The sequence below is a fragment of the Catelliglobosispora koreensis DSM 44566 genome (genome assembly GCF_000379685.1).
GTDB lineage: Bacteria > Actinomycetota > Actinomycetes > Mycobacteriales > Micromonosporaceae > Catelliglobosispora > Catelliglobosispora koreensis.
Genome location: NZ_KB903293.1, coordinates 48,901 through 71,523, shown reverse-complemented (window position 1 = coordinate 71,523; position 22,623 = coordinate 48,901). Strand labels below are relative to the sequence as shown.

24 protein-coding genes are annotated in these 22,623 nt (G+C 64.3%); 13 read left to right on the top strand and 11 right to left on the bottom strand.

Annotated features, from left to right (window positions below; genetic code table 11):
• Positions 1-6: 6 nt before the first annotated feature.
• Positions 7-927: a DUF4349 domain-containing protein gene (locus A3E1_RS43950; protein ID WP_020525747.1), complete on the bottom strand. Its 921-nt coding sequence runs from the start codon at positions 925-927 to the stop codon at positions 7-9.
• 39 nt (positions 928-966) lie between these two features.
• Between A3E1_RS43950 and A3E1_RS0136305 the strand changes: the two genes are divergently transcribed.
• Genes A3E1_RS0136305 through A3E1_RS0136295 form a run of 3 tightly spaced genes read left to right on the top strand, consistent with a single transcriptional unit; the run spans position 967 to position 3,282 of the window.
• Positions 967-1,605, top strand: coding sequence for an MBL fold metallo-hydrolase (locus tag A3E1_RS0136305; RefSeq protein WP_026209181.1), 639 nt, complete (start codon positions 967-969; stop codon positions 1,603-1,605).
• Complete coding sequence (locus A3E1_RS0136300) at positions 1,602-2,381, top strand: SCO6745 family protein (RefSeq protein ID WP_020525745.1); 780 nt, start codon at positions 1,602-1,604, stop codon at positions 2,379-2,381. The genes A3E1_RS0136305 and A3E1_RS0136300 overlap by 4 nt, the downstream gene beginning before the upstream one ends.
• 10 nt (positions 2,382-2,391) lie before the next feature.
• Complete coding sequence (locus A3E1_RS0136295; RefSeq protein WP_020525744.1) at positions 2,392-3,282, top strand: GNAT family N-acetyltransferase; 891 nt, start codon at positions 2,392-2,394, stop codon at positions 3,280-3,282.
• Here the strand turns inward: A3E1_RS0136295 and A3E1_RS0136290 are convergent.
• The gene (locus A3E1_RS0136290; RefSeq protein ID WP_026209179.1) at positions 3,273-3,728 is read right to left on the bottom strand and encodes a gamma-glutamylcyclotransferase family protein; all 456 of its coding nucleotides are present in this window, start codon (positions 3,726-3,728) and stop codon (positions 3,273-3,275) included. The genes A3E1_RS0136295 and A3E1_RS0136290 overlap by 10 nt on opposite strands.
• A gap of 82 nt (positions 3,729-3,810) precedes the next feature.
• On the opposite strand from A3E1_RS0136290, the gene A3E1_RS0136285 reads away from it, so the two are divergent.
• The 5 genes from A3E1_RS0136285 (at position 3,811) to A3E1_RS0136265 (ending at position 9,678) form a co-directional block, all read left to right on the top strand.
• On the top strand, positions 3,811-5,214 hold the full coding sequence (locus tag A3E1_RS0136285) for an NAD(P)H-quinone dehydrogenase (RefSeq protein ID WP_020525742.1): 1,404 nt from the start codon (positions 3,811-3,813) through the stop codon (positions 5,212-5,214).
• Between the two features lie 47 nt (positions 5,215-5,261).
• Positions 5,262-6,746 carry an AAA family ATPase gene (locus tag A3E1_RS0136280; RefSeq protein WP_020525741.1) on the top strand — a complete coding sequence of 495 codons (1,485 nt, stop codon included), beginning with the start codon at positions 5,262-5,264 and terminating at the stop codon, positions 6,744-6,746.
• Positions 6,747-6,850: 104 nt separating this feature from the next.
• Positions 6,851-8,290, top strand: coding sequence for a GuaB1 family IMP dehydrogenase-related protein (locus A3E1_RS0136275; RefSeq protein ID WP_020525740.1), 1,440 nt, complete (start codon positions 6,851-6,853; stop codon positions 8,288-8,290).
• An 18-nt stretch (positions 8,291-8,308) separates the two neighbouring features.
• Entirely contained in the window at positions 8,309-9,019 is a 711-nt protein-coding gene (locus A3E1_RS0136270) for an ABC transporter ATP-binding protein (protein WP_020525739.1), read from the top strand.
• Positions 9,016-9,678, top strand: a complete 663-nt coding sequence (locus tag A3E1_RS0136265; RefSeq protein WP_020525738.1) for a hypothetical protein — start codon at positions 9,016-9,018, stop codon at positions 9,676-9,678. Before A3E1_RS0136270 ends, A3E1_RS0136265 begins: the two co-directional genes overlap by 4 nt.
• Here the strand turns inward: A3E1_RS0136265 and A3E1_RS0136260 are convergent.
• Together A3E1_RS0136260 and A3E1_RS0136255 are read right to left on the bottom strand one after the other, a co-directional pair.
• The gene (locus A3E1_RS0136260; protein ID WP_020525737.1) at positions 9,668-10,012 is read right to left on the bottom strand and encodes a nucleotide pyrophosphohydrolase; all 345 of its coding nucleotides are present in this window, start codon (positions 10,010-10,012) and stop codon (positions 9,668-9,670) included. The two genes, A3E1_RS0136265 and A3E1_RS0136260, sit on opposite strands and share 11 nt — an antisense overlap.
• 1 nt (position 10,013) lies before the next feature.
• On the bottom strand, positions 10,014-11,747 hold the full coding sequence (locus A3E1_RS0136255; RefSeq protein ID WP_026209177.1) for an acetyl/propionyl/methylcrotonyl-CoA carboxylase subunit alpha: 1,734 nt from the start codon (positions 11,745-11,747) through the stop codon (positions 10,014-10,016).
• Between the two features lie 75 nt (positions 11,748-11,822).
• Here A3E1_RS0136255 and A3E1_RS0136250 point away from each other — a divergent pair, with 75 nt between their 5' ends.
• Genes A3E1_RS0136250 through A3E1_RS0136235 form a run of 4 tightly spaced genes read left to right on the top strand, consistent with a single transcriptional unit; the run spans position 11,823 to position 15,463 of the window.
• On the top strand, positions 11,823-12,437 hold the full coding sequence (locus A3E1_RS0136250) for a PadR family transcriptional regulator (protein ID WP_020525735.1): 615 nt from the start codon (positions 11,823-11,825) through the stop codon (positions 12,435-12,437).
• Positions 12,438-12,487: 50 nt separating this feature from the next.
• Positions 12,488-13,441: a daunorubicin resistance protein DrrA family ABC transporter ATP-binding protein gene (locus tag A3E1_RS0136245; protein ID WP_026209176.1), complete on the top strand. Its 954-nt coding sequence runs from the start codon at positions 12,488-12,490 to the stop codon at positions 13,439-13,441.
• Between the two features lie 2 nt (positions 13,442-13,443).
• The gene (locus A3E1_RS0136240; RefSeq protein WP_020525733.1) at positions 13,444-14,205 is read left to right on the top strand and encodes an ABC transporter permease; all 762 of its coding nucleotides are present in this window, start codon (positions 13,444-13,446) and stop codon (positions 14,203-14,205) included.
• A gap of 52 nt (positions 14,206-14,257) precedes the next feature.
• A complete protein-coding gene (locus A3E1_RS0136235) occupies positions 14,258-15,463 on the top strand; it encodes an MFS transporter (RefSeq protein WP_157631963.1) in 1,206 nt (401 codons plus the stop codon).
• Here A3E1_RS0136235 and A3E1_RS0136230 read toward each other — a convergent pair.
• From A3E1_RS0136230 to A3E1_RS0136205, 7 genes are read right to left on the bottom strand one after another with little or no spacing between them, the layout of a single operon-like run.
• Entirely contained in the window at positions 15,392-16,033 is a 642-nt protein-coding gene (locus tag A3E1_RS0136230) for a Maf family protein (RefSeq protein WP_026209174.1), read from the bottom strand. The two genes, A3E1_RS0136235 and A3E1_RS0136230, sit on opposite strands and share 72 nt — an antisense overlap.
• Positions 16,034-16,064: 31 nt before the next feature.
• Entirely contained in the window at positions 16,065-17,171 is a 1,107-nt protein-coding gene (locus tag A3E1_RS0136225; protein ID WP_020525730.1) for a S8 family serine peptidase, read from the bottom strand.
• A complete protein-coding gene (locus A3E1_RS48895) occupies positions 17,168-18,424 on the bottom strand; it encodes a hypothetical protein (protein WP_026209173.1) in 1,257 nt (418 codons plus the stop codon). The genes A3E1_RS0136225 and A3E1_RS48895 overlap by 4 nt, the downstream gene beginning before the upstream one ends.
• On the bottom strand, positions 18,424-18,960 hold the full coding sequence (locus A3E1_RS0136215) for a hypothetical protein (RefSeq protein WP_020525729.1): 537 nt from the start codon (positions 18,958-18,960) through the stop codon (positions 18,424-18,426). The genes A3E1_RS48895 and A3E1_RS0136215 overlap by 1 nt, the downstream gene beginning before the upstream one ends.
• 46 nt (positions 18,961-19,006) lie before the next feature.
• A complete protein-coding gene (locus A3E1_RS46570) occupies positions 19,007-19,195 on the bottom strand; it encodes an acyl-CoA carboxylase subunit epsilon (protein ID WP_083929787.1) in 189 nt (62 codons plus the stop codon).
• Positions 19,192-20,133, bottom strand: coding sequence for an NYN domain-containing protein (locus A3E1_RS43945; protein ID WP_020525728.1), 942 nt, complete (start codon positions 20,131-20,133; stop codon positions 19,192-19,194). Before A3E1_RS43945 ends, A3E1_RS46570 begins: the two co-directional genes overlap by 4 nt.
• A 58-nt stretch (positions 20,134-20,191) precedes the next feature.
• A complete protein-coding gene (locus A3E1_RS0136205) occupies positions 20,192-21,700 on the bottom strand; it encodes an acyl-CoA carboxylase subunit beta (protein WP_083929803.1) in 1,509 nt (502 codons plus the stop codon).
• A 161-nt stretch (positions 21,701-21,861) separates the two neighbouring features.
• On the opposite strand from A3E1_RS0136205, the gene A3E1_RS0136200 reads away from it, so the two are divergent.
• On the top strand, positions 21,862-22,575 hold the full coding sequence (locus A3E1_RS0136200) for a hypothetical protein (RefSeq protein ID WP_040393012.1): 714 nt from the start codon (positions 21,862-21,864) through the stop codon (positions 22,573-22,575).
• Positions 22,576-22,623 lie beyond the last annotated feature (48 nt).

Sequence of the window (22,623 nt, the reverse complement as noted above, 5' to 3'; positions counted from 1 at the left end):
GCGCGATCAGTCTTGTGTGGACGGTGGAGAAGCGGTGGTGGTTACGCGTTCGCGCCGCAGGCGCAGGAGGCGGCTGAGGCCGAAACCGAGGAGCAGGATGACCGCGGCGAACGGCAACAGGTAGGCGACGACATAGATGATGGCGGCGCCCACGGACAGGAAGGCATCCCAGCCCGCCTGAAGCCCGCCAAGGAATCCGGGCGCGCGTTCTTTCGGTTTCTCAGGCAGGACAGTGTTTGGCCCGGCCAGGTTCACCGTGATCGTCGACATCGCGACCAGGTCACTTAGCCGGCGCTTCTTGGCTTCGAGCGAGGCGAGCTCGGCTTGCCGTGAGCTGAGTTCCTTCTCCAGCAACACAATTTCGTTCATCGGCAGGCCAGGCCGGTCAAAGAGCCGACGCACCGACTCCACGCTCGCCTTGGCCGCGGCGATGCGGGTGTCCAAGTCGACGACGGCTTCGGTGACGTCTTCGGTGTTGGACGAGCGGGACTCTTCGCGTCCGATCTCTTTGGACAGTCGCTGCATCGCTGTCGCATAGCTCTCAGACGGCACCCGGATGGTGATCGAGGCGTACGCCGACTGGCTGCCCAGCGAACGTTTTTCGCTCGCGAGATGGCCCTTGAGCGAGGTCGCCAGCGCCTCGACCTTCACAGCCGCGGCCTCCACCTCCTCCACACGGATCGTCATGTCACCGCGGTAGATCAGGGCACGGCCTTCGGGTGCGGCCGTCGCGTTTGGAGCCTTGCCGGCGTCTTGCTCGCCTGGGGCGCCAGCCGGATTGGCGGCGCTCTTCTCCGACCCGTCACCGGCCGACAGAAAGTCGCGGCCGGGAGCCTCCGCGCTGGTAGGTGCCCCGCTCTCGTTGGAGGTGCAGCCACTAATGAACAGGGCCCCCAGAACGAGCCCCGCGACAGCAATTCGTTTCATGACACAGCGGACGCACGCGGAGCCCGTAACGTTGCACTCGTGAGAGTGATTAAGTATTCGCACGCCTGTCTCCGGTTTGAACATAACGATGCTGTTGTGGTGATTGATCCCGGTGTTTGGAGCGAATCCGAGGTCGCCTTAGATGGCGTTGACGCCGTGCTGCTCACCCACGAGCACGCCGACCATGTCGATGCCGCCAAACTGGCCGATGCTTTGGAGAAGCGTCCCGACGCCGTGGTCTACACCCACCCGGCGGTCGCCGAGAAATTCGCCGGGCAGTGGGCGGGGCTGACCGTCCCGGTGTCCCCGGGGGACGCTTTCTCGGCCGCGGGGCTGGGAATCCAAGTGTTCGGTGGCTGGCACGCCGAGATCTACCGCGAGATTCCCCTGGTACCAAACAATGGTTATCTCATTGAAGAGAAGCTGTATCACCCCGGTGACTCGGTTGATGTGCCGCAGGGCGTGCGGATCGAGACGTTGTTCGTGCCGGTATCCGCGCCGTGGCTGAAGCTTTCCGAATCGCTGGACTTCGTGCGCGCGGTCAATCCGCGGCGAGCGTTCGCCTTGCATGACTGCCTGGACAACGACAAAAGCGCGTCGCTTGTGGACGGTCACCTCACCGCACGGTCCGGCTGCCCTTACGAACGGCTAGCTCCTGGGTCCACAATCGTCTCGTGAATCCGGATCAGGCTGGCGCTGCGACGAGGAAAGCGGTCATCTCGCTGGGGTCGGCGTTTCTGCAGTGCCCTATGACGCTGCGGCGCGCCCGTGAGCTGGGCCTGACCGGCTGGGCGTTCTACGTGGCCGGGCGTGGTGGGGCTCTCGGCGACGTTCGTCCCGACACGGTCGCGTCCGCGCTAGGCATGATCTCGCCGGAGGCGGTACGGGATGGCTGGACGGCGGCGCGGTCGGTGCTGACACCGTCCAAAGTGGCCGCTCACGTGCTGGCCGAGTGTTCCCGGTGGGGAGCGGACAAGCTAGAGGACGCTCCCAAGATCGCTCGCCTCGTGACGCTGGCGGAAACTGTCGCCGTTAGCGCCGATGCCGCCGGGATGCCGTTGTTCGCCGCCTGGCGGGCGATGCCGTTGCCAAGTGGGAGGGCGTCGCTGGACGGGCTGACCAGCGGGCCGCTGGACGGTCCGGGAGCCCGGGCCGCCATCGCCATGCACTTGTTGCATGAACATCGCGCAGGCGCGCTCCTGGTGGCTGTACGCGCTAGTGGCTTGACGCCGGTGCAGGCGCTGATCGCTGGACCCGAGGGCGAAGCCTCCGCCGTCGCGTATGGCTGGCAACCGCCGTACCCCCCGATAGGTCCTTTGATCCGAAGGCGCGCGTGGGCGGACAGTGTCGCCGACCACCTGGCCGGGCAGGCTCTTAAGGTGCTTTCCCCGGCCGAGCGCACCGAGTTCGTCACGCTCGTAAATGAAGCGCGCAAGCACGCGAAGTTGAGCTAGCTTGTCGGGCATGCTGCCAAGTGGATGGGCGACCCGCCCCACGACCAGCGAAGACGCCCCCGACCTGCTTGCCCTTGTGCACGCCAGTGACATGGTCGCGGTTGGCTTCGCTGATTTCGACCCGTCAGACGTCAAGCTGGCTTTGGAGGGTCCCGTGTCGGTGGTGGCCACCGGTCCCGCTGGCGAAATCATGGGCTGGGGTTACCTCGACAACGCGACCGACGGTCCGCGTGACTTCGTCGAGGTCTACGTCCATCCCGAGGGCGGCCTGCCCGCCCAGCGTCCGCTGCTCGCTCGCATGACGGCTGCCGTCAAGGAACGGGGCAAGAACGCCCGTGCGGGCGCGATCCCGACCGAGTTGGCGTGGATCGCCTCGATTGAGGATGCGGGCTTCACGTTCCTCAAGCAGTACGCCCGGATGCAGATCACGCTCCCGGTCGCGCTCGAACCAGCGCCCGGCGTTGAAGTGCGGCCGGTGACGCAGGAGGAGCTGCCCGCCTTCTACAGCATCATCGACACGGCGTTCCGGGACACGCCTGACTACCGTCCCACGAGCTATGAGCAGTGGCTTTCCCGCTATGTCGGCGAGCGTCACGTTGACTGGGATGAGTGGCTAGTGGCGCTTGTGGACGGTCAGCTCGCGGGCGCGCTGCAGAGCAAGGCCTCGGAAGGCGACCCCGAAGGCTGGGTGCAAAACCTTGCCGTGCTTAGGGAATTTCGCAAACGCGGGGTCGGCCGGTCACTCCTGGCCGCCGCTTTCCAGATTTACAGCACCAAGGGGTACCCGCAAGCCGGCCTCGGCGTCGACCTGGCTAACCCGACGGAGGCGATCCGGCTCTACACCGGCGTCGGTATGACCCCGGCTTACCGTGCCAACATCTACGAGCAGGACTACAGCTGATTCGTCCGGGTCGGCCGGGAGCGCAGGGCTCTGACGTAGTCATCCGGCGCACCGGCCTTCTCCGCCGCGTTGGCGATCTCGGTCAGGTACCACGCTGTGGGCAGCCCGCCCTCGAAACCGTGGAAGGCATAGACCCAGGCCGTCACCTCACCATCCAAAGTGGCCACCCGCAGGTGCAGCTTGGTGTAGGTGCCGGAACTCACCCCCTCGACCTCGTCGAGCCGGGCTTCGTCCCAAGGGTGCACGTCATAGAGCGCCACGAAGACACGATCGCCGGGGGACTCCACGATCGTCGTGACAGCGCCCTCCCAGCCCACGAGCTCCTCGCCGGCAAAGGTCAGCCGCCAATTTTCGAGCCAGCCGACACCGACCATCGGGGAGTGCGGACAGTAAGCCCGCATCCGCCCCGGGTCCAAGTTCGATCCGTACGCAGCGTAATGACGCACGGCGATGACGATATCCCGCTTAGGCGCTCCGTGAGAATACGCCGGTGCGTGTCACTGTCGCGCCGTCGTAGACAATGGACCCGTGAATCGCATCGTGATCATTGGTGGCGGGCCGGCCGGCTATGAGGCGGCACTCGTCGCCGCGCAACTGGATGCCGACGTGACGGTGGTGGAAGCGGCGGGTGCCGGCGGGGCTTGCGTGCTCGACGACTGTGTGCCGTCGAAAACCTTTATCGCCAGCTCAGAGGTGGTAACCGGGTATCGCGACACCGAGGAATTCGGGATCCACTCGGACGGTCTTGAAGCGATCACAGTCGATGCCTCAGCGGTTCACGGTCGCGTCAAACGGCTCGCTTTAGCGCAGTCGCGAGACATCCAAGCCAAGCTGATCAAGGCCGGTGTGACCTTGATCCATGGCACAGCCCGTCTGGGTGACGACACTCTCGGGCACACTCACCGGATCGCCGTTGCGCCACACGACGGTAACGCTGAGTATTTCATCGATGCGTCAACCGTCTTGATCGCGACTGGGGCGACACCACGCCGGCTTCCCTCGGCTGTGCCCGACGGCGAGCGCATCCTGACTTGGCGGCAGGTTTACGACCTGCCTGAGCTTCCGGCGCACCTGATCGTCATCGGCTCCGGCGTGACCGGTGCCGAGTTCGCCAGTGCCTACCTGGCCATGGGTGTTCGCGTGACCCTCGTGTCGAGCCGCGACCGGGTCATGCCGCACGAGGACGCCGACGCCGCCATGGCGATCGAGCGGGTCTTCCGGGCGCGGGGCATGACGATCCTCAACAACTCCCGTGCGGACTCGGTGCTGCGCGCTGGCGACGGCGTGCAGGTCACGTTGTCCGACGGCCGCGTGGTCGAGGGATCGCACGCGCTGATGGCGGTCGGTTCCGTGCCCAACACCGCCGACCTGGGCCTGGCCGAATATGGCGTGGCCGTTGGCCCCGGCGGTTACGTGACCGTCGACCGCGTCTCGCGCACCAACGTTCCCGGCATTTATGCCGCGGGCGACTGCACCGGCGTCCTGCCGCTGGCCAGTGTCGCGGCGATGCAGGGCCGCATCGCCATGTGGCACGCGCTCGGCGAGGCTGTCGCCCCGCTGCGCCTGCGCACCGTGGCGGCCAACGTCTTCACCGACCCTGAACTCGCCACGGTCGGCGTCTCACAGTCCGATGTGGACAATGGCAAAACCCTTGCGCGTGAAGTGATGCTGCCCCTGGCCGGCAACGCCCGCGCCAAGATGGCTGGCCTCGACGACGGCTTCATCAAACTGTTCTGCCGCCCCACAAGCGGCATCGTCATCGGCGGCGTCGTCGTCGCCCCACGCGCCAGTGAACTCATCATGCCGATCACGATCGCGGTCGAGAACCACCTGACCGTCGACCAGGTCGCCCACACCATCACCATCTACCCGTCGCTGTCCGGCTCCATCTCCGAAGCCGCCCGCCAGCTCATGCAGCACGTCGCCGAATGATGATGAAACACTTCATCGCAACTTGAGTTACCATAACTGAAGTTGCGATGAAGGAGTTGTCGGTGCTGGACAAGCCCGTTGAGCTAGTCGAGCGTGACGTGGAATGGGAAAACCTCGTCCGCTTCGCGACCAAGCTCGATGCTGGAGCTGCGCTGGGGCTTGTCTATGGACGCCGACGCCAAGGCAAAACATTCATGCTGGAGCTGCTGGCAGAGGCAACTGGCGGCCTCATGTTCACCGCGTCGGAGCAGTATGGTCCTGGAAATCTCGAAGCATTGAGCCAGGCGTATCGCGACTTCGTGCAAACCGGGGAGCCGGTCCGGTTCGCCGATTGGGAAGAGGCGATCGACGCGCTCATGCGGCTTGGAGAGCGTGGCGACAAGCCAGTTCTAGTCGTGCTGGATGAGTTCCCGCATCTGCTGCTAGACCAGCCAGCCTTGCCATCGCTCATTCAGATCGCGATGAGTCCACGCAGCCGGGCTATGCGGCAAAGCCGCACCCGACTCATCCTGTGTGGGAGCGCCCTGACAACAATGCGGAAGCTTCTCGGCGGATCAGCACCCCTGCGCGGACGCGCGACGCTTGAACTCGCTGTCGCGCCGCTTGGCTACCGAGAGGCAGCACAGTTCTGGGGGCTGGCTGGCAACCCTGACTTAGCCTTCCGTGTCAATGCCCTCGCCGGGGGTACGCCTGCGTATCTGGCGATGAGCGACGGCCCAGTGAAATCCGAGCGTGACTTTGTTCCCTGGGTGCTGCGTGGCTTGCTGAACCCAGCGTCGGCGATGTTCCGCGAAGGCAACATCTTGCTTCAGGAACAGCCGGAGGTTACTGACGCCGCACTCTATTTCAGCGTTCTGCAGGCGATCGCGACTGGAGCGGCCCGGCGTAGCGAGATTGCCGTACGGCTCGGGCGGCCTGACAGCGCTCTGGCGCACCCACTTACGGTTCTTGAGGAGATCAGGTTAGCCGAGAAGGTGGAAGACGGTCTGGTCGAGCGGCGACCAATTTACCGCTTAACAGAGCCAGTTATCCGCCTTCATCATTTGCTCATGCGGCGTCATGAACCGCAGCTCGTGGCGCTCGGTGGCCGAGACGTCTGGCTGTCTCATCAGGACACGGTTGAGGCGAAAATCTACGGTCCGCACTTTGAGGACATCGCCCGTGAATGGACACTCAAGTACGCTCCGCCTGATCTACTTGGCTGGCCGAACCAGGTGCGGCCAGCAGTTATCGCGTGTATGGAACATGGGCATAGCCATGAGATCGATGTGGTCGCCACCATCGATGTGGCCTACGAGCCGAAGCGCATCGTCGCCCTGGGCGAAGCGAAGGGAACATCGTCGCCGGTTGGCGTGGCTGAGCTGATCCGGCTAGACCATCTACGCGGACTCATTCCTCAGGACAAGCTGGCATCTGAGGTGAAGCTGCTTTTGTTCGGCCGCGCTGGTTTCAGCGTTGAACTGCGTAAACAGGCAGCAGCTAGATCAGAGGTAGAACTTGTTGACATCTCGCGGCTCTATGCAGGTGCCTAAACTAGCTAATCGCATAGTTGATTAGCTAGTTTAATGGCCGATTTGACGCGGGGTGTGCGGCGATGGCCAGTCCTGACGTGGGCCGGGGTGGAATCATGGGGCCTATGCGGTTCTTGTCCGGCGCGCTGCCCGCGTATGACCTGACCTACAACGACGTCTTCATGGCCCCGACGCGGTCGGAGGTCGGGTCGCGGCTTGATGTCGATCTGTCCACGGCCGACGGTACGGGGTGCACGATCCCGATCGTCGTGGCGAACATGACGGCGGTGGCGGGCCGCCGGATGGCGGAGACGATCAGCAGGCGCGGGGGGCTCGTGGTGATCCCGCAGGACATCCCGATCGAGGTGGTGGCCGACGTCATCTCCTGGGTGAAGCAGCGTCATCTCATCCACGACACGGCGATCACGCTCGGGCCCACGGAAACCGTTGGCGATGCGATCCACCTGCTGCCCAAGCGGGCTTACGGTGCCGTGATCGTGGTCGATCCGCGGGGGCGTCCACTCGGGATCGTGACGGAGTCGGACACCGTGGGGGTGGACCGGTTCGCCCAGCTGGGCGACGTCATGTCGACGGATCTGCTGACGCTGCAATCACATTTTGACCCGCGGCACGCCTTCGAGCGGCTCTACCACGCGCGGCGCAAGGTCGCCCCGGTCGTCGATCACGAAGGCGTGCTCGTGGGCGTGCTGTCGCGGCAGGGCGCGCTGCGGGCGACCCTCTACCGTCCGGCCCTGGACGCGAAGGGTCAGCTGCGCGTGGCAGCCGCCGTCGGCATCAACGGTGACGTCGCGGGCAAGGCGAAGTCGCTTCTGGACGCGGGCGTGGACACCCTCGTCGTGGACACCGCGCACGGCCACCAGGAACGCATGATCCAGGCCCTGCACGCGGTCCGTTCAGTGCACCCTCAGGTGCCGGTGGTGGCGGGCAATGTCGTGACCGCGGAGGGCGTACGAGACCTGGTCACCGCAGGCGCCGACATCATCAAGGTCGGGGTCGGCCCGGGTGCCATGTGCACCACGCGCATGATGACGGGCGTGGGGCGGCCGCAGTTCTCAGCCGTGCTGGAGTGTGCCAAGGCGGCTCGCGAGATGGGCAAGCACGTGTGGGCCGACGGTGGCGTGCGTCATCCGCGCGATGTGGCGCTGGCTTTGGCGGCCGGTGCGGCCAACGTGATGATCGGGTCCTGGTTCGCGGGCACCTATGAGTCTCCGGGCGATCTCTATCTCGATGCCGACGGACGGCGGTACAAGGAAAGTTTTGGCATGGCCTCGGCCCGCGCGGTGAGTGCGCGGACGGCGGACGACTCGCCGTTTGACCGGGCCCGCAAAGCGGTGTTCGAAGAGGGAATCTCCTCGGCGAAGATGTATCTCGATCCCCGGCGTCCCGGCGTCGAAGATCTTCTAGACGAGATAATCGCGGGTGTACGCAGTGCCTGCACCTACGCCGGCGCCCGCACCCTGGAAGATCTGCATGACCGTGCGCTCGTGGGCGTGCAATCGGCCGCTGGCTACACCGAAGGCATGCCCCTACCGACGAGCTGGTAGCGCTGGCACACTGGCCGGATGCGGCTGGACGGTCTCTGGATCCGTTATGGGCGCCGGGCACCGTGGGTGCTGCGGTCCGTATCGGCGACGCTCGCGCCCGGTGAGGTGGCCGTGGTGCACGGCCGTAACGGTGCGGGAAAGTCCACTTTGCTCAGTGCCGTCGCGGGCATCCGGGCGTGTGACAAGGGGACGGTCGCTGACAGGCCGGCCATCGTTGGCTGGGTGCCGGAGCGGTTTCCCGCGGCACAGCCGTTCACGGCTCTGGCCTATCTAAGGCACATGGCAGCGATCCGCCGCGCACCGTCAACGGCTATCGACGAGTGGGTAGAGCGACTGCACCTGACACCTTTCCTCCACACGAAACTCGGCGAGCTGTCAAAGGGCAGTGCGCAAAAAGTTGGTCTGGCACAAGCACTTCTCGTGCGCCCAGGGCTGCTCGTGCTCGACGAACCGTGGGAAGGGCTCGACGCGCAAACCCGGGCGGCGGTCAGCGGAATCATCGCAGAGGTGACCGATGAAGGCGGCATCGTGCTCGTTAGCGACCATCGTGGGGAGACCGTGAAGTTGCCGCACGCCGTTGTCTGGACCGTGCACGACGGCTCGTTGCTGGTCGGTGAAGGCACCCCACACAAAGCTGTCATTGAGATCGCGGTTGATCCAATGCAGGCCGATGACGTAGCCAAGCGCCTGCGAGCCGACGGTCACGATGTCGTGGCGGTGCGGCGATGATCAGAATGCGGCTGGCGGCCTACTTGCACACGCAAATCGCCGTCGTACCACTGTTAGCGGCGCTCGCGGTGCTGAGCGTGCTCTACGGTGGAGGTCAGGCACGGGCCGCCGAAGCCTATGGCATGTCAGCGATTGTGCTGTTTCCCGTGTTCGCGTGGCAGGTGAAGATTCTGCTCGACGTCGAGCCAGACGTGCAGCGGCACATCGCCATCACCGCTCTGGGATCGCGTCATCGCGAACTCGTCAACGGTCTGCTCGCTGGCGCGGCAACAACTTGCGTGACCGTCCTGTTAGGCATGGTGCTGCCATGGGCCGTGGGTGGGGTCTCCGCTGACGAGGGTCTCGCGCTGGCGGAAGGACTATGGGTGCACCTCATCGCGGTGCCGCCAGCGGTTGCCTTGGGCGCCATGGCTAGCCGTGCGATCAGCCGTACCGCCGGTGCCGGCGCGATGGTGCTGGCGACCGGTGCCGTGCTCGCCATTGTGCTGGGGCTCAGGGGTTTCCCGGCTCCGTGGTTGGCGCCACCGCTGATGTCAGCGGCCCGTTATGTGAACACCGATGGATCCCTGCCGCAAGCGTTAGGCATAACCGCCTGGGCACTCGCCTGGACGGCGGCTGTCCTTTTTGGATATTCCCGGTTGCGGCGAGCTAGGCCTTAGAAACGCTGCCTTTGTGTGTCTCGACCGTGTAGCGCAGCGCCGCTTTGGCAAGCTTTTGCTCCGCTGCCTCAACGAGGTCGATGCCCAGCACATCGGCCAGCCCGGTCAGGTAGATCATGACGTCGCCGATCTCGTCCTTGACCCGCTGCCCGTGTGCTGGGTCAGCCATCACCTGACCGGCCTGTTCCGGCGTCAGCCATTGGAATTCGGCGACCAGCTCGCCCACCTCGCCGGCCAACGCCATGGCTAGGTTCTTAGGCGTGTGGAACTGTTCCCAGTCCCGCTCGTGCACGAAATCCCGGTAGACGCCGGTGAAGCCCTCAAGTCTGTCCACGTCACTTAATTTCGCACAGAACGGCGCCGCTCTGCACAACCTCGCCGACAGTGGCCTTGAGTCCCGTGACGACACCAGCCTTGTGCGCGTTCAGTGGCTGTTCCATCTTCATGGCTTCCAGCACGACGATGGTGTCGCCCTCGGCGACCGTGTCCCCTTCGGCGACGGCGAGCTTCACGATCGTGCCCTGCATCGGTGCGGCTAGCGAATCGCCGCTCGCCTTTACCCCGCCCGACTTCTTGGCCGCCCGCTTGGGTTTCGGGCCCACCGCTGTGGCAGCCGCCGCTGTCGCTTGTCGCGGAAGCGAAACCTCAAGCCGCTTGCCGCCAACTTCGACGACAATCTTCTGGCGTGGTGCCTCATCGTCGGGTTCGGACGCACCCTGGAACGGCGCAACCGTGTTGTCCCACTCCGTTTCGATCCAGCGCGTGTGGACGGTGAAGTCGACGAAAGCCTTGTCCCGCACGATCGCCCGGTGGAACGGCAGTGCCGTGGCCATGCCCTCGACGATCATTTCGTCCAGTGCTCTTCTTGCTCTTTCAAGTGCCTCGGTCCGGGTTTCACCCGTGATGATGACCTTCGCCAGCAGCGAGTCGAAGTTGCCGCTGATCGCGTTGCCTTCCTCGATGCCGGTGTCCACGCGCACGCCAGGGCCCTCGGGGAGATTCAGCTTCGTCACCGTTCCGGGGGCGGGCAGGAAGTTGCGGCCCGGGTCCTCACCGTTGATGCGGAACTCAATTGAGTGCCCACGGGGCGTGGGGTCTTGCGTGAAACGCAGCTTCTCGCCAGAGGCGACGCGGAACTGCTCGCGTACCAAGTCGATGCCAGCGGTCTCCTCGGTCACCGGGTGCTCAACCTGAAGACGCGTGTTGACCTCCAAAAAGGACACTGTCCCGTCGGCGCCCACGAGATATTCGACCGTTCCGGCGCCGTGATAACCGGCTTCGCGGCAGATCGCCTTAGCGGACTCGTGGATCTGGCTGCGCTGCTCGTCGGTCAGGAACGGCGCGGGTGCTTCTTCCACCAGCTTCTGGTGCCGTCGCTGCAGCGAACAGTCCCGCGTGCCGACCACGATCACATTGCCGTGCTGGTCAGCCAGGACCTGAGCTTCGACGTGCCGGGGCTTGTCCAGGTAACGCTCGACGAAACACTCGCCCCGGCCGAACGCCGCGACCGCTTCCCGCGTCGCGCTTTCGAACAGGTCCGGGATCTCTTCCAGCGTGCGGGCGACCTTGAGCCCACGGCCGCCACCGCCGAACGCGGCCTTGATCGCCACGGGCAGGCCGTGCTGCTTGGCGAACGCCACGATCTCATCGGCGTGGGCGACGGGGTCAGGCGTGCCTGGTACCAGCGGGGCACCTGCTCTTTGCGCGATATGCCGGGCGGTCACCTTGTCGCCGAGGTCCTTGATGGCTTGCGGCGTGGGGCCGATCCAGGTCAGGCCAGCGTCGATCACCGCCTGGGCGAACTCAGCATTCTCCGCGAGAAACCCATATCCAGGGTGTACGCCGTCAGCGCCGGCCCGCTTGGCTACGTCGAGAAGCTTGTCGATGCGCAGATAGGTCTCCGCGCTGGTAACGCCATCGAGCGCGTAGGCCTCATCAGCCATCCTGGCGTGCAGGGCGTCCCGGTCGCCGTCGGCATACACAGCGACGCTGCCCAGCCCGGCGTCGCGGCAGGCGCGGATGACCCGGACGGCGATTTCGCCCCGGTTAGCGATCAACACTTTGGACAGCTCGGCCATGAGGCGGAGTTTAAACGACCGATCAGTAACACGTCCCTGTGATGCTTTCCTCTTAGTCTTAAACGTGTGTCTATCACGCGCATGATGATCCTCGGGGTCGTCCGGATCCTTCAGCCAGTACACGGCTATGACGTGCGGCGGGAGCTGCTGAGCTGGAACGCTGATAAGTGGGCGAATATCCAGCCCGGATCGGTCTACCATGCGCTGAAGAAGCTGGTCGACGAAGGCGCGCTGCGAGAAGTGGGCACGTCGCAAGTGGGCAGCCGGCCGGCTCGGGTCTCTTACGAGGTCACCGAGAAGGGATACGAACAGTTCCGCGATCTGCTGTCGCAATATCTCTGGAGCGCGGGGGAGAGCCATGTGGATCCGTTCATGGCGGCGTTCTCGTTCCTGTTTGAGGTGCCGCGGCAGGAAACCGTCGCGGTGCTGCGTAACCGGGCCACCCAATTGAGGGCGGCAAATGAGGGAATGCGCGCGGCGATCGTGTCGGGGTGGGCAGCGCCAGACATTAAGCCAGCCAACGTCCGCTGGATGCTCGAACTCAACATGGCCCGCAACGAAGGCGAGATCGCCTGGTGCGAGCGGATCGCCAAGGAGATTGAGGACGGCGCTCCTTATCTGACCGAGGAACTCGCGGCGCGCTGGGCACTCGCGCGTGGCGGTGAGATACCTCAGCTATAACTAATCAAACTTGACTAGTGTCGTACGCGATGGGTAGGGTCGCCCCTATGATCATCGAGACGACTGGGCTGCGGAAATCCTTCAGCTCAAGGGCCGGCCGCGAGAAGAAGACTGTCGAGGCAGTCCGCGGTGTGGACCTCAAAGTCGCTGAAGGCGAAATTTTTGGATTCCTCGGCCCTAACGGGGCCGGCAAGACGACGACGTTGCGCATGCTTGCCACCCTCATCACTCCCGACGGCGGTGACGCGACCATCGCTGGCGTCAATCTGCGTAAACAACCCGGTGACGTCCGCAAAGTCATTGGCTATGTGGCCCAGGGCGGCAGCACCTGGGACGACTCAACGGCTCGCGAAGAGCTCGTGCTGCACGCCCGGATGTATGGCATCAGCAAAACCGAGGCGCACAAACGTGCTTCGGCCGCGCTCGAAGCATTCGAGCTAGCTGAATACGCCAACCGCAAGTGCAAGACCTATTCCGGTGGCCAGCGGCGCCGGGTCGACATCGCGCTAGGCATCATCCACCAGCCAAAAGTGGTGTTCCTAGACGAGCCGACCACAGGCCTTGACCCGCAATCACGGGCGCACATGTGGGAAGAGGTCCGCAAGCTTCGCGAGATGGGCATGACCGTCTTCCTCACGACGCACTACCTCGATGAGGCCGACGCGCTGTGCGACCGGCTCGCCATCATGGACCACGGCCAGATCGTGGCGGAGGGAACGCCAGCTGAGCTCAAGCAGGAAGTGCTCGGCGATGTCGTGCAGGTGGCCCTGCCGCAAAACGTTGCGGCGGCCGCCGAAGTTTTCGACAGCGCTGAATATGTCAAGAAGCTGGAAACCACGGATGAGTCCATCCGGCTTTACGTTGAGGACGGTGCCTCGGTTATCCCGCAGGTGCTTCGTACCCTCGATGCCAATGGCATCAAGCTCACCTCCGTCGAGTTGCACCGGCCCAGCCTCGACGATGTGTTCCTGGCCAAGACCGGCCGCAGTTTGAGGGAGAGCTGACCATGAAGTTTCTGCGTGATACATGGCTGGTCTTCCAGCGGCAGATGCTGCTGTTGCTGCGCAACCCGGTGTGGGTTGTCGTTGGTATTACTCAGCCTTTGTTCTATCTGCTGTTGTTTGCCCCGCTGATGAAGAAGGCGCTGGGCCAGGGCGCTGAGCTGACCGATGCTCAGGCCTACCTGATTTTCGTGCCCGGCATGCTCGTGATGGTCGCGCTCTTCACCGCCTTCTCCGGGTTTGGCCTTATCGCCGAGCTGCGGGCCGGTGTCATTGAGCGCAACCGGGTGACGCCTGTCAGCCGGGTCGCCCTGATGCTGGGCCGTTGCCTTCGTGACGTGGTTTCGCTGCTGTTCCAAGCGGTTCTGGTCACGGTCCTGGCTGTCCTGTTCGGAATGCGGGTTCAGCTGGGCAACGCGTTGCTCGCGTATCTGCTTATCGCTTTGATGGCGTTGCTGCTTTCCTCTTTGGGGTACGCGTTGGGTCTCGCCCTCAAGAGCGAAGACGCCCTGGCGCCGATGCTCAACACGTTCATCCAGCCGATCATGTTGCTGTCCGGCATCCTGCTGCCCATGACCCTGGCTCCGGCCTGGTTGCAGCGCGTCGCTGACTTCAACCCGTTCAGCTGGGCGGTTAAGGGCGTCCGTGAGCTGTTCGCCGGCAACCCCGGCAGCCCTGACGTTTGGAAGGCTCTGGTCATCCTCGTCCCGCTGACCGTCTTCACCTTGGTGATCTCCTCCCGGGCGTTTGCCAAGTCGGTGCGTTAGCTTCGTCTCACTTTTGGTAAGGGCCACTGACCGGGCGCGTAGCGTCTAGTCAGTGGCCCGCCTGCGTAGAGACCCTGTTACCTGGCTGATTTATGTGCAGCTAGGTCTCTACGCCTATTTCCTCTACGGCTTCGGGCCTGTGCTCAGCTTCCTGCGCGACGAGCAAGGAACGTCCAACGCCTTGGCCAGCCTGCACAGTGCGGCGCTCGCCGCCGGTGCCATGGTCGGTGGCGCACTGTTCCCCATGGCTACCCGTCGCTACAGCCGCTCGGCCGTGATGTGGGGCAGCCTGTCGCTCGTGCTCACTGGCGTGCTGGCGCTCGTCGTGCTCCCGCCGCTCTATCCGCTCACGCTGACCATCATTGGCGTGATCGCGATCGGCGGCATGGGTGTCGTCAGCGTCACTGTTGTGTCGCTGACACATATGCACGGACTGGCTGGGCCTTCCGCGATCAGTGAAGCGAACGCGATGGCCGTGGGCGCGGGACTCGTTGCACCGCTTGCCATTGGACTGGCCGTTAATCTCGGGCTCGGCTGGCGCATGGGAACCGGTGTCCTGATTGGACTGACCGCGATCGTGGCGGTCATCGCCTGGCGCAAGGGACTCGCGATCCCGGCATCCGCTCCATCGGCTGACCGCTCACAGGTCAAGCAGCCTCTCCCGCGGGCCTATTGGCTCACCTGGACGATCCTCGTGTTCACCGGCTGCATCGAAATCGTGCTGTCGCTGTGGACAGCGATCGTGCTGCGGGAAGAAATCAGCTTCACGCCAGCGGCCGCATCGGCTGCGGTGTCAGCGATTCTGCTGGGCATGTTCATCGGCCGCAGCTTCGGCGCCCGCTTGGCGCTCAAGCACAAGCCGATCCCGTTGTTCTTCAGCGCCCTGCTCGTCAGCCTCGCGGGGTTCACTGTCTTCTGGACCGCGACCACCGGCATCATGGCCGTTGCCGGGCTGTTCATCGCGGGGCTCGGTAACGCGATGCACTATCCGCTCGTCATCGCGCTGGCCCTCGCGGTCGCGCCGGGCCAAGCTGACCGGGCAGCCGGCGTCACGTCCTACAGCATGGGCCTGAGTTTCGGTGCCGGACCGTTCGTGCTGGGCCTGCTGGCCGACTCCGTCGGCGCGCACACGGCCCTGTTACTCGTGCCGGTGTTCATCGTGATCGCCGCGTTACTGGCGTGGTGGCTAGCTGTCACCACCGCGACGGCGCCAAAGATCAGTGATCGAGCAGCCGAAGTCATTGAGCAAATGACGTAGCAGTGGCAGGGAAAGACCAACGACATTCGTGTGGTCGCCTTCGATCCCTTCCACAAACGGACCGCCCAGCCCATCGATCGTGAACGCGCCCGCGACCCAAAGCGGTTCGCCGGTCGCCACATAGGCTTCGATTTCGTCATCGGTCAGATCAGCGAAATGGACCGTTGTCGAGCCAACCCGCTCCCGTGCTTCGCCCGTCGCCAGGTCGATCAGACAGTGTCCTGTGTGGAGCACCCCGGACTGCCCTCGCATCGCCTGCCACCGTTTCACGGCGTCGCCCGTGTCCTCTGGCTTGCCCAGGATCTGCCCATCGAAGGCCAGCACCGAGTCACAGCCGAGCACGAGCACCTGCCTGCCGGGTTCAGCCGGCCGCTGCCGCAGCCTCTTCACCACCGCATGGGCCTTGAGCCGCGCCAGCATCGCGCACAAAGTGTCCGGCGCGGTGGCATCCACAGCGGACTCGTCGACACCCGACACGATGACGTCGGCATCGATCCCGGCCGCTGTCAGCAATGCCCTGCGTGCCGGGCTAGCTGACGCCAATACCAGTAGTGGCTGCTGCTGTCCCACGGGCCCAGGATACTTGCCGCCCGATTGGCCGTTACCGTCGGCGGCGCAACAGGAAGAACGCTCCGATAAGGACGGCCAGCAAAACGACGACGCCGATTCCGACGTAAAGCAGCGTGCTGGAGCTCTTGCTGTCGCCCTCTTTGCCTGGAACCGACACGCTCACTGACGGATCAGGGTTGCCGCTCGGGCTGACCGCCGCCAGGGGTGAGGTCAGTGCCTTGAGTGGGTCTACGGCACCAAAGCCGTAGTCCTTGTCGCGTCCTGGCGCGCCTTTGTCCGTCGCGGTGGTTGTCAGTTGCCGCATGACATCTTTGGCTGTCCACTGTGGATTCTTCGACCAGAGCACGGCCGCCGTGCCCGCCGCGATCGCGGTCGCGGGGCTGGTGCCGGTGCTCTTGCGGTATTGAGTGGTCGACGTGACACGGCTCGAGGAGACGATGTCGACACCGGGCGCGGTTAGGGAAACCCGGTCATCGCGAATGGAAATGTCAGCCACACTTCCGTTGCGGTCGAGCGCGCCCACCGCCAGAACGCCCTTGAAGCTGCCCGGCGGGATCATGAGGTTTTCCTGGCCTTTGTTGCCGGCACCGGCAAGGACAACAATGTTGTTCGCCTCGATGTATTGCATAGTCTCGACGGCGGCGCTGTTGTCTGCTGACAGCGACATCGAAATAACCTTGGCGCCCCTGCTGACCGCTTCTTTGATCGCCACCAGGAGGTCGGCGCCGTTGAAGGTGCTGCCCTCGGTGAGGTTGACGCGGATCGGAAGGATCTTTGCCTTGGGGGCGATGCCAAGCACGCCGTCGGATCCTCGGCCGTGCGCGGCGATGAGGCCAGCCATGCCCGTGCCGTGCCCGATCTCGTCGCCCCAGCCGTTTCCGTTGCCCTTCATGGCGACGTCGAGTCCGGGTAGGACGTTGTTGGTCAGATCGGGATGCTTGTTGTCCACACCCGTATCGATGACGGCGACCGTGATGCCCTCGCCCTGACTGAGCTTGTGCACTTCCGAAATCTTCAGGAACGGCAGGTGCCACTGGTCATCGCGATAGCGGTCGGCGTAGGCCGGATTGCTAATGAACACAAGCGAAGCGGTGGCGGCGAGCAAGCTCGCCGCCACCGAACGGAGCAGTTTGGTCATCGATCCAATCCGATCGCGGGTCCAGGGTTGATCGTCCCAGGCGCGTCGTCGGCGACGACCACGGGCGCAACGCCATGGGCCACATGCCATTGCGTGTCTGGATCGAAGTGCTCGCCGTCCTCATCGTGCTGGCCTGGCGCACCAGGACGGCCGGGAGCTCCGCCAAGCGGTCCTCCACGGCCAGGAGCACCTGGGCCACCCGGGGCACCCATGCCGGGACGGCCTGCGCCACCACCAGCACCGTTGATCATGCCGCCGGGTGGCAACGGCTTAGCGCCAGCCCCGCGAGCGCCAGGTGCACCGGGAGCCCCAGGCTGCTGGCCGATCATGCCGCCCGGAGGCAGCGCTGAGCGCGGGTTACCCGCAGCGGTGGTGGGGCCGGGCACGCCAGGCATTCCTGGCAAGCCGAGCGTTGGCCGCGGCGGGCCTACCGCTGTTGGCAGCGTCGGCGGAAGCGGGCCAATGAGCCCCGGCGTCGTCGGCGTTGGCGTGATCGGTGGCGTGGGAAGCGTCGGCATCGGAGGACGCGTCTGCGTCGGCTGCAGACTGCTCAGATCCGGCGCGGTGGGCGTCGGCAAGGGAGCGGTTGGCGTCGGCGTCGGTGCCGCCGGTGGGGGCGGCACAGGAAGCACGGGCGGGATCATCGCTGGCGGGAGATTCGGGCTGCCATAGTCATTGCCCTGACCGTCAACGCGCCCCGGCCCGACATAAGGCGCCGGCTGAATCATGGCCTGCTGTGCCTTGACGATCTGACGGGACAGCTCATACATGATGGGGGCGGCTTCGTATTTCTTGTCGTCCATCGTCTTGTTGAGCGCCTTGATATCGTCTGGCTCGGTGTCGCCCTCGCATGACGAAAGGTCGGTCGAGGCAGCCTTGAACGCGTTGTAGATCGGCTCAAGCTTCATCTTGGCTTCGAAGATCGCACCGGGGATGTCGACGGCCGCCGTGTAGTTGGCCGAAGCGATATCCGTGGAGTTCTTCACCGACAGGATGAGCTTGTCCAGCTCAGCCATGAAGAGCTCTTGGGCCGGGCTGTTACGCCACTCGTTGGCGAAGCTTTCCTTGTAGGTCTCCAGCCGCGAGCGGTAGAGGCCGGTCAGCTCGGTCGCCATCTTCCAGCCCTGAGCCTGGTTGTAGTGCTGCTCCAGCTGCTGATTGACGTAGTGCCACATCTGCGGAACGGTGCGGTCGAACCAGTTGGTCTTGATCGGCACGTATTCGCCGGAGTAGTTGTCCTCAAGCTCAACCATCAGTACTCCTCTGACGTCTCGCCGTTGGTGGGATCTCCAGTGGTCGCCGGAGACACGCCGAGGTTGGGCGAGCTGTTCGCAGCGGGCGGGCCGCTCGTCGATGTGGTCGTCGGTGCCAGCAGCTCGTTGCTGACGTCGGACACCCTGATGACGCTTTCGGTGTCAGTGGTGCGGTATTTCTCCGCCATCTCTCGCACGAACGCCACGAACTTCGTTACGGCGTAGTCGTGTTCACGGAAGAGGTCCGTCGCGGAATAGGCAAGTTTAGATTGGTGCGTGTTCGCGTCATCAAGCTCGGTGTAGGTCGTCACTCCATGCACATATTCCAGCTTGGATATGACCGCTCGAGCATGATTGCAATAGTCTTCTATGTGTTCCTTTTCAAGGCTGTCGGCAAGCGCCTTCATGTTGCCCGGGTTCGCGACGAGTGCCGTCGTGTCGAACCAGCCGGTCTGGTTGTCGTAAGTAGCCGTGCCGCTTGCGCGGCCCCAGTCCCGCAGCCAGCTTGCTACTTTGTCCTCTTCGGGAATCCCCATAAGGCCCGCCTCCCCATAAGACGTCAAACGCGTCTTGGAGCGTACCTCACGCTTGCGACAAGTGGGGCAACCCAGATTCCCGCCAGGAACCACGATGCGCGGGCAGGCCGCTGCGCCACCACATTGATGGAGCTGGAGCGGCCTCCGATGTGGACACTGGCACTGCCGTGAGCACGCTCACAAGTGCCGCGATCTCCTCAGCGGTGGGGTTTCCGCGTTCTACAACGATCTTCATGGTTGCTCTCCATTGGGGCGGGACATGCCGAACTCACGATAGACCCGGGACCAGAAGCCGTCCCTGACCCACAGGCGAGCCTTCTCGTGTAGCCGAAGCGAAATGCCGAGTTCCTTCTCGGCTTCGACGAGGAGTTCTTTGTCGATGACGGTGGGCAGCAAAGGCCCAGGCAATAGGTCGCCAATGTTGTCGCGGCCCCGGGTCAGAATCCATTTCTGCGCCACGAACTCGCCAATCTCGACGATGTCGGTGCGTCCCGGCAACGGCGGTCCGGCCTGCCGCGGGGGAGCGTGGCGCGGCTCGGCCGGTGCGTGCACCAGCGCGGACACCGGAGACGCGATGGCGAGCCGTCCAGAAAAGACCTCGGTTGGCGTCGGTGTCTTCGGGCGGGCGATGACGGAGGTGAAATAGGGGCGTACGAACTCCGCGTCCAGCGTGTGCACGGTGTCGCTTTCCCACACGAGACGTTCAGCCTGGTTGGTGCCATAGGGAGGCTCGACGCCCCACAGGTGCACCCGCACGCCGTAGCTTTGCGCCGCCTCGATCGCTGAAATCATGTCCTCGTCGCCCGCGAGGAGCACCGCGTCGGTCACGGCACTATGGCGGGCAAGGGTTTCCAGGTCCGTGCGGATCTGCGCGTCGACGCCCTTTTGCTGGCCGCGCAGATTCAGGTTGCCGAGCCGCAACTTGACCTGGGCCATCTGAGCGATGACGCGCTGATCAATGGTCGGCACCCGATCACGTGCGGCGTCGAACCAGTAAACGCGCAGCAGATCGTCGCCAAGGTGCGAAGACGCTAGTCCCATCAAGGCGTGAATCATTCCCTCGGCGTTGACCCGGCACTCCGACCGATTAGCCGTTCCGAAGAGCAACTCACCACAAGCCGCATAGAGATATCCCACATCGACCAGGACGGTGTGGCGACGGGGTGCTGTCATCCCGTCATCTTTCCACAGGGACGTGAAAATTCGTTGAGTGTTCACTCATGTCAGCGACTTACAGCGGGATGTTGCCGTGTTTCTTCGGCGGAAGTGATTCACGTTTGGTCGCCAGTGTCCGCAGTCCGCGCACGAGGTGGGCACGCGTCGCGGACGGGCGGATCACCAGATCGACATAGCCCCGCTCAGCGGCGACGTAGGGGTTGCAGAGCGCGTCCTCGTACTCGGCGATCAGCTCAGGGCGCTTGTCCGGATCCGCAGCCAGCTCGGCGCGATAGAGGATGTTGACCGCACCCTGTGCGCCCATGACCGCGATCTGCGCGGTCGGCCACGCGAAGTTCAGGTCGGCGCCGAGATGCTTGGAACCCATGACGTCGTAGGCCCCGCCGTAAGCCTTGCGCGTGATAACGGTCAGTTTCGGGACGGTCGCCTCGGCGTAGGCGTAAATGAGCTTGGCTCCGCGCCGGATGATGCCTTCCCATTCCTGGCCCGTGCCCGGCAAGAAACCAGGAACGTCAACGAATGTCACGACCGGGATGTTGAAGGCGTCGCACGTGCGCACGAAACGCGCCGCTTTCTCCGAGGCCGCGATGTCAAGGCAGCCCGCGAAATGCATCGGCTGGTTGGCGACAACCCCGACGGACCGTCCCTCGATCCGTCCAAACCCGACAATGATGTTCTGCGCGTAAAGTGGTTGCACCTCAAGGAATTCGCCGTCGTCGACCACCGCCTCGATGACTTTGTGCATGTCATAGGGCTGGTTGGCCGAGTCTGGGATCAGAGCGTCCAAAGCGGAATCCTCATCGCGGGGGGCGAGGTCCGCTGCCGTCGGCCAGGTTGGCGGGGCGTCCAGGTTATTGCTCGGGAGGTACGCCAGAAGCGCTTTCACGTAGTCGATAGCGTCCTGCTCGTCAGTCGCGAGGTAGTGCGCGTTGCCCGACTTCGTGTTGTGGGTGCGGGCTCCGCCCAGCTCCTCCATGCCGACGTCTTCACCGGTGACGGTCTTAATCACGTCTGGCCCGGTGATGAACATGTGTGACGTCTGGTCGACCATGACGGTGAAGTCGGTGACGGCCGGTGAATACACAGCGCCACCCGCGCACGGTCCCATGACGAGGGAGATCTGCGGGATGACACCCGAGGCGCGGACGTTGCGGAAGAAGATCTCGCCGTAAAGCCCCAGCGAGACGACACCCTCCTGGATGCGGGCGCCGCCAGAGTCGTTAATGCCGATCACGGGGCAACCGGTCTTCATCGCCAGGTCCATCACTTTGACGATCTTCTCGCCGAACACCTCGCCGAGCGATCCACCGAAGATGGTGAAGTCCTGTGCGAACACGCAGACGGGCCGTCCATCGACCGTGCCATATCCCGTGACCACACCGTCGCCGTAGGGGCGCGTCTTGTCCTGCCCAAAGTTTGTTGACCGGTGCTTGGCCAGCTCATCGAGCTCCACAAAGGAGCCTTCATCGAGCAGCATCTCAATGCGCTCGCGGGCGGTCTTCTTGCCCCGGGCGTGCTGTTTCTCGATGGCTCTGGCTGAACCAGCGTGGACCGCTTCATCCATGCGCCGCTCGTAGTCGGCGATCTTTCCAGCGGTGGTGTGGATATCCGGCAGCGTTGACGTCACGGGCGTGATGTTACTTGTGAGGAACCGCGCACAGGCCGTGGATTGCGCCACATTAGGCCAGCGACCTCGTTAATTAACATGTGGCGACACTGTTCGGAATGGTCTTGATTGCTGGCGGTATCGCCATTCTGGCCATCGTCAAGCCCTGGCGCCGCGACGATGACGATGACGATGAGCCAGATGACACGCCTACCGCCGTGATCTCGATGAAGCCCATCAAGCGCCCCTCGCCGAAAGTCAAAGCAGGCCCCCGGCCAGGCCGCCCTCAACCGGGCGCCAAATCCTCACCCCGCCCTGATGTGCTTGACGATCCGCCCCCATCGGCCGCACCTCGCGCTAAGGCCAAGCCCTCTAGCGGCGCTCGCACCCGCGGGCACTCTCCCCACGACGAAGCCACCAACCCGTCCTTCGTCCACGTTCCGGGCGCCCAGCGCAAGCTGAGCAACGGCCACGACTACGGCACTGACCCGGGCTTCGGCGGCGGGCAGCCTCCGGGCAATGGCCACGGTCGTGCCCAGGGAACGGGTGCTGAGCGCATGTTGAGCAACGGGCACGACTACGGCACTGACCCGGGCTTCGGCGGCGGGCAGCCTCCGGGCAGCGGTCACGGTCCTGGGGCCGAGCGGGTGGTTGGCAACGGGCACGACTATGGCGTCGACCTGGGGTTCGGTGCCGGACACGGTTCAGGCAACAGCCAGGCCAGAAGGCACCGGGTCGAGACGATTTCGCGTGCGCGGAGGGTTCCGCCGGCGCCGGGTCGCGAGGAGATCACGCTGCCTGACTGGCTCGGACCGGTCTCCGGTCCTCGTTAACCAACACTTGATCCACAGCCGAATGTGAGATCCACAGCCTCGGAGACG

Excerpts from the sequence above, each read along its gene's own strand:
- A3E1_RS46570 (WP_083929787.1), bottom strand. The coding sequence starts at position 19,195 with ATGAAGATCGTTGTAGAACGCGGAAACCCCACCGCTGAGGAGATCGCG.
- A3E1_RS0136275 (WP_020525740.1), top strand. The coding sequence starts at position 6,851 with ATGCGGTTCTTGTCCGGCGCGCTGCCCGCGTATGACCTGACCTACAAC.
- A3E1_RS0136265 (WP_020525738.1), top strand. The coding sequence starts at position 9,016 with ATGATCAGAATGCGGCTGGCGGCCTACTTGCACACGCAAATCGCCGTC.
- A3E1_RS0136295 (WP_020525744.1), top strand. The coding sequence starts at position 2,392 with ATGCTGCCAAGTGGATGGGCGACCCGCCCCACGACCAGCGAAGACGCC.
- A3E1_RS0136200 (WP_040393012.1), top strand. The coding sequence starts at position 21,862 with ATGGTCTTGATTGCTGGCGGTATCGCCATTCTGGCCATCGTCAAGCCC.
- A3E1_RS0136225 (WP_020525730.1), bottom strand. The coding sequence starts at position 17,171 with ATGACCAAACTGCTCCGTTCGGTGGCGGCGAGCTTGCTCGCCGCCACC.
- A3E1_RS48895 (WP_026209173.1), bottom strand. The coding sequence starts at position 18,424 with ATGGTTGAGCTTGAGGACAACTACTCCGGCGAATACGTGCCGATCAAG.
- A3E1_RS0136280 (WP_020525741.1), top strand. The coding sequence starts at position 5,262 with ATGAAGGAGTTGTCGGTGCTGGACAAGCCCGTTGAGCTAGTCGAGCGT.
- A3E1_RS0136205 (WP_083929803.1), bottom strand. The coding sequence starts at position 21,700 with ATGGATGAAGCGGTCCACGCTGGTTCAGCCAGAGCCATCGAGAAACAG.
- A3E1_RS0136270 (WP_020525739.1), top strand. The coding sequence starts at position 8,309 with ATGCGGCTGGACGGTCTCTGGATCCGTTATGGGCGCCGGGCACCGTGG.
- A3E1_RS43945 (WP_020525728.1), bottom strand. The coding sequence starts at position 20,133 with ATGACAGCACCCCGTCGCCACACCGTCCTGGTCGATGTGGGATATCTC.
- A3E1_RS43950 (WP_020525747.1), bottom strand. The coding sequence starts at position 927 with ATGAAACGAATTGCTGTCGCGGGGCTCGTTCTGGGGGCCCTGTTCATT.
- A3E1_RS0136215 (WP_020525729.1), bottom strand. The coding sequence starts at position 18,960 with ATGGGGATTCCCGAAGAGGACAAAGTAGCAAGCTGGCTGCGGGACTGG.
- A3E1_RS0136240 (WP_020525733.1), top strand. The coding sequence starts at position 13,444 with ATGAAGTTTCTGCGTGATACATGGCTGGTCTTCCAGCGGCAGATGCTG.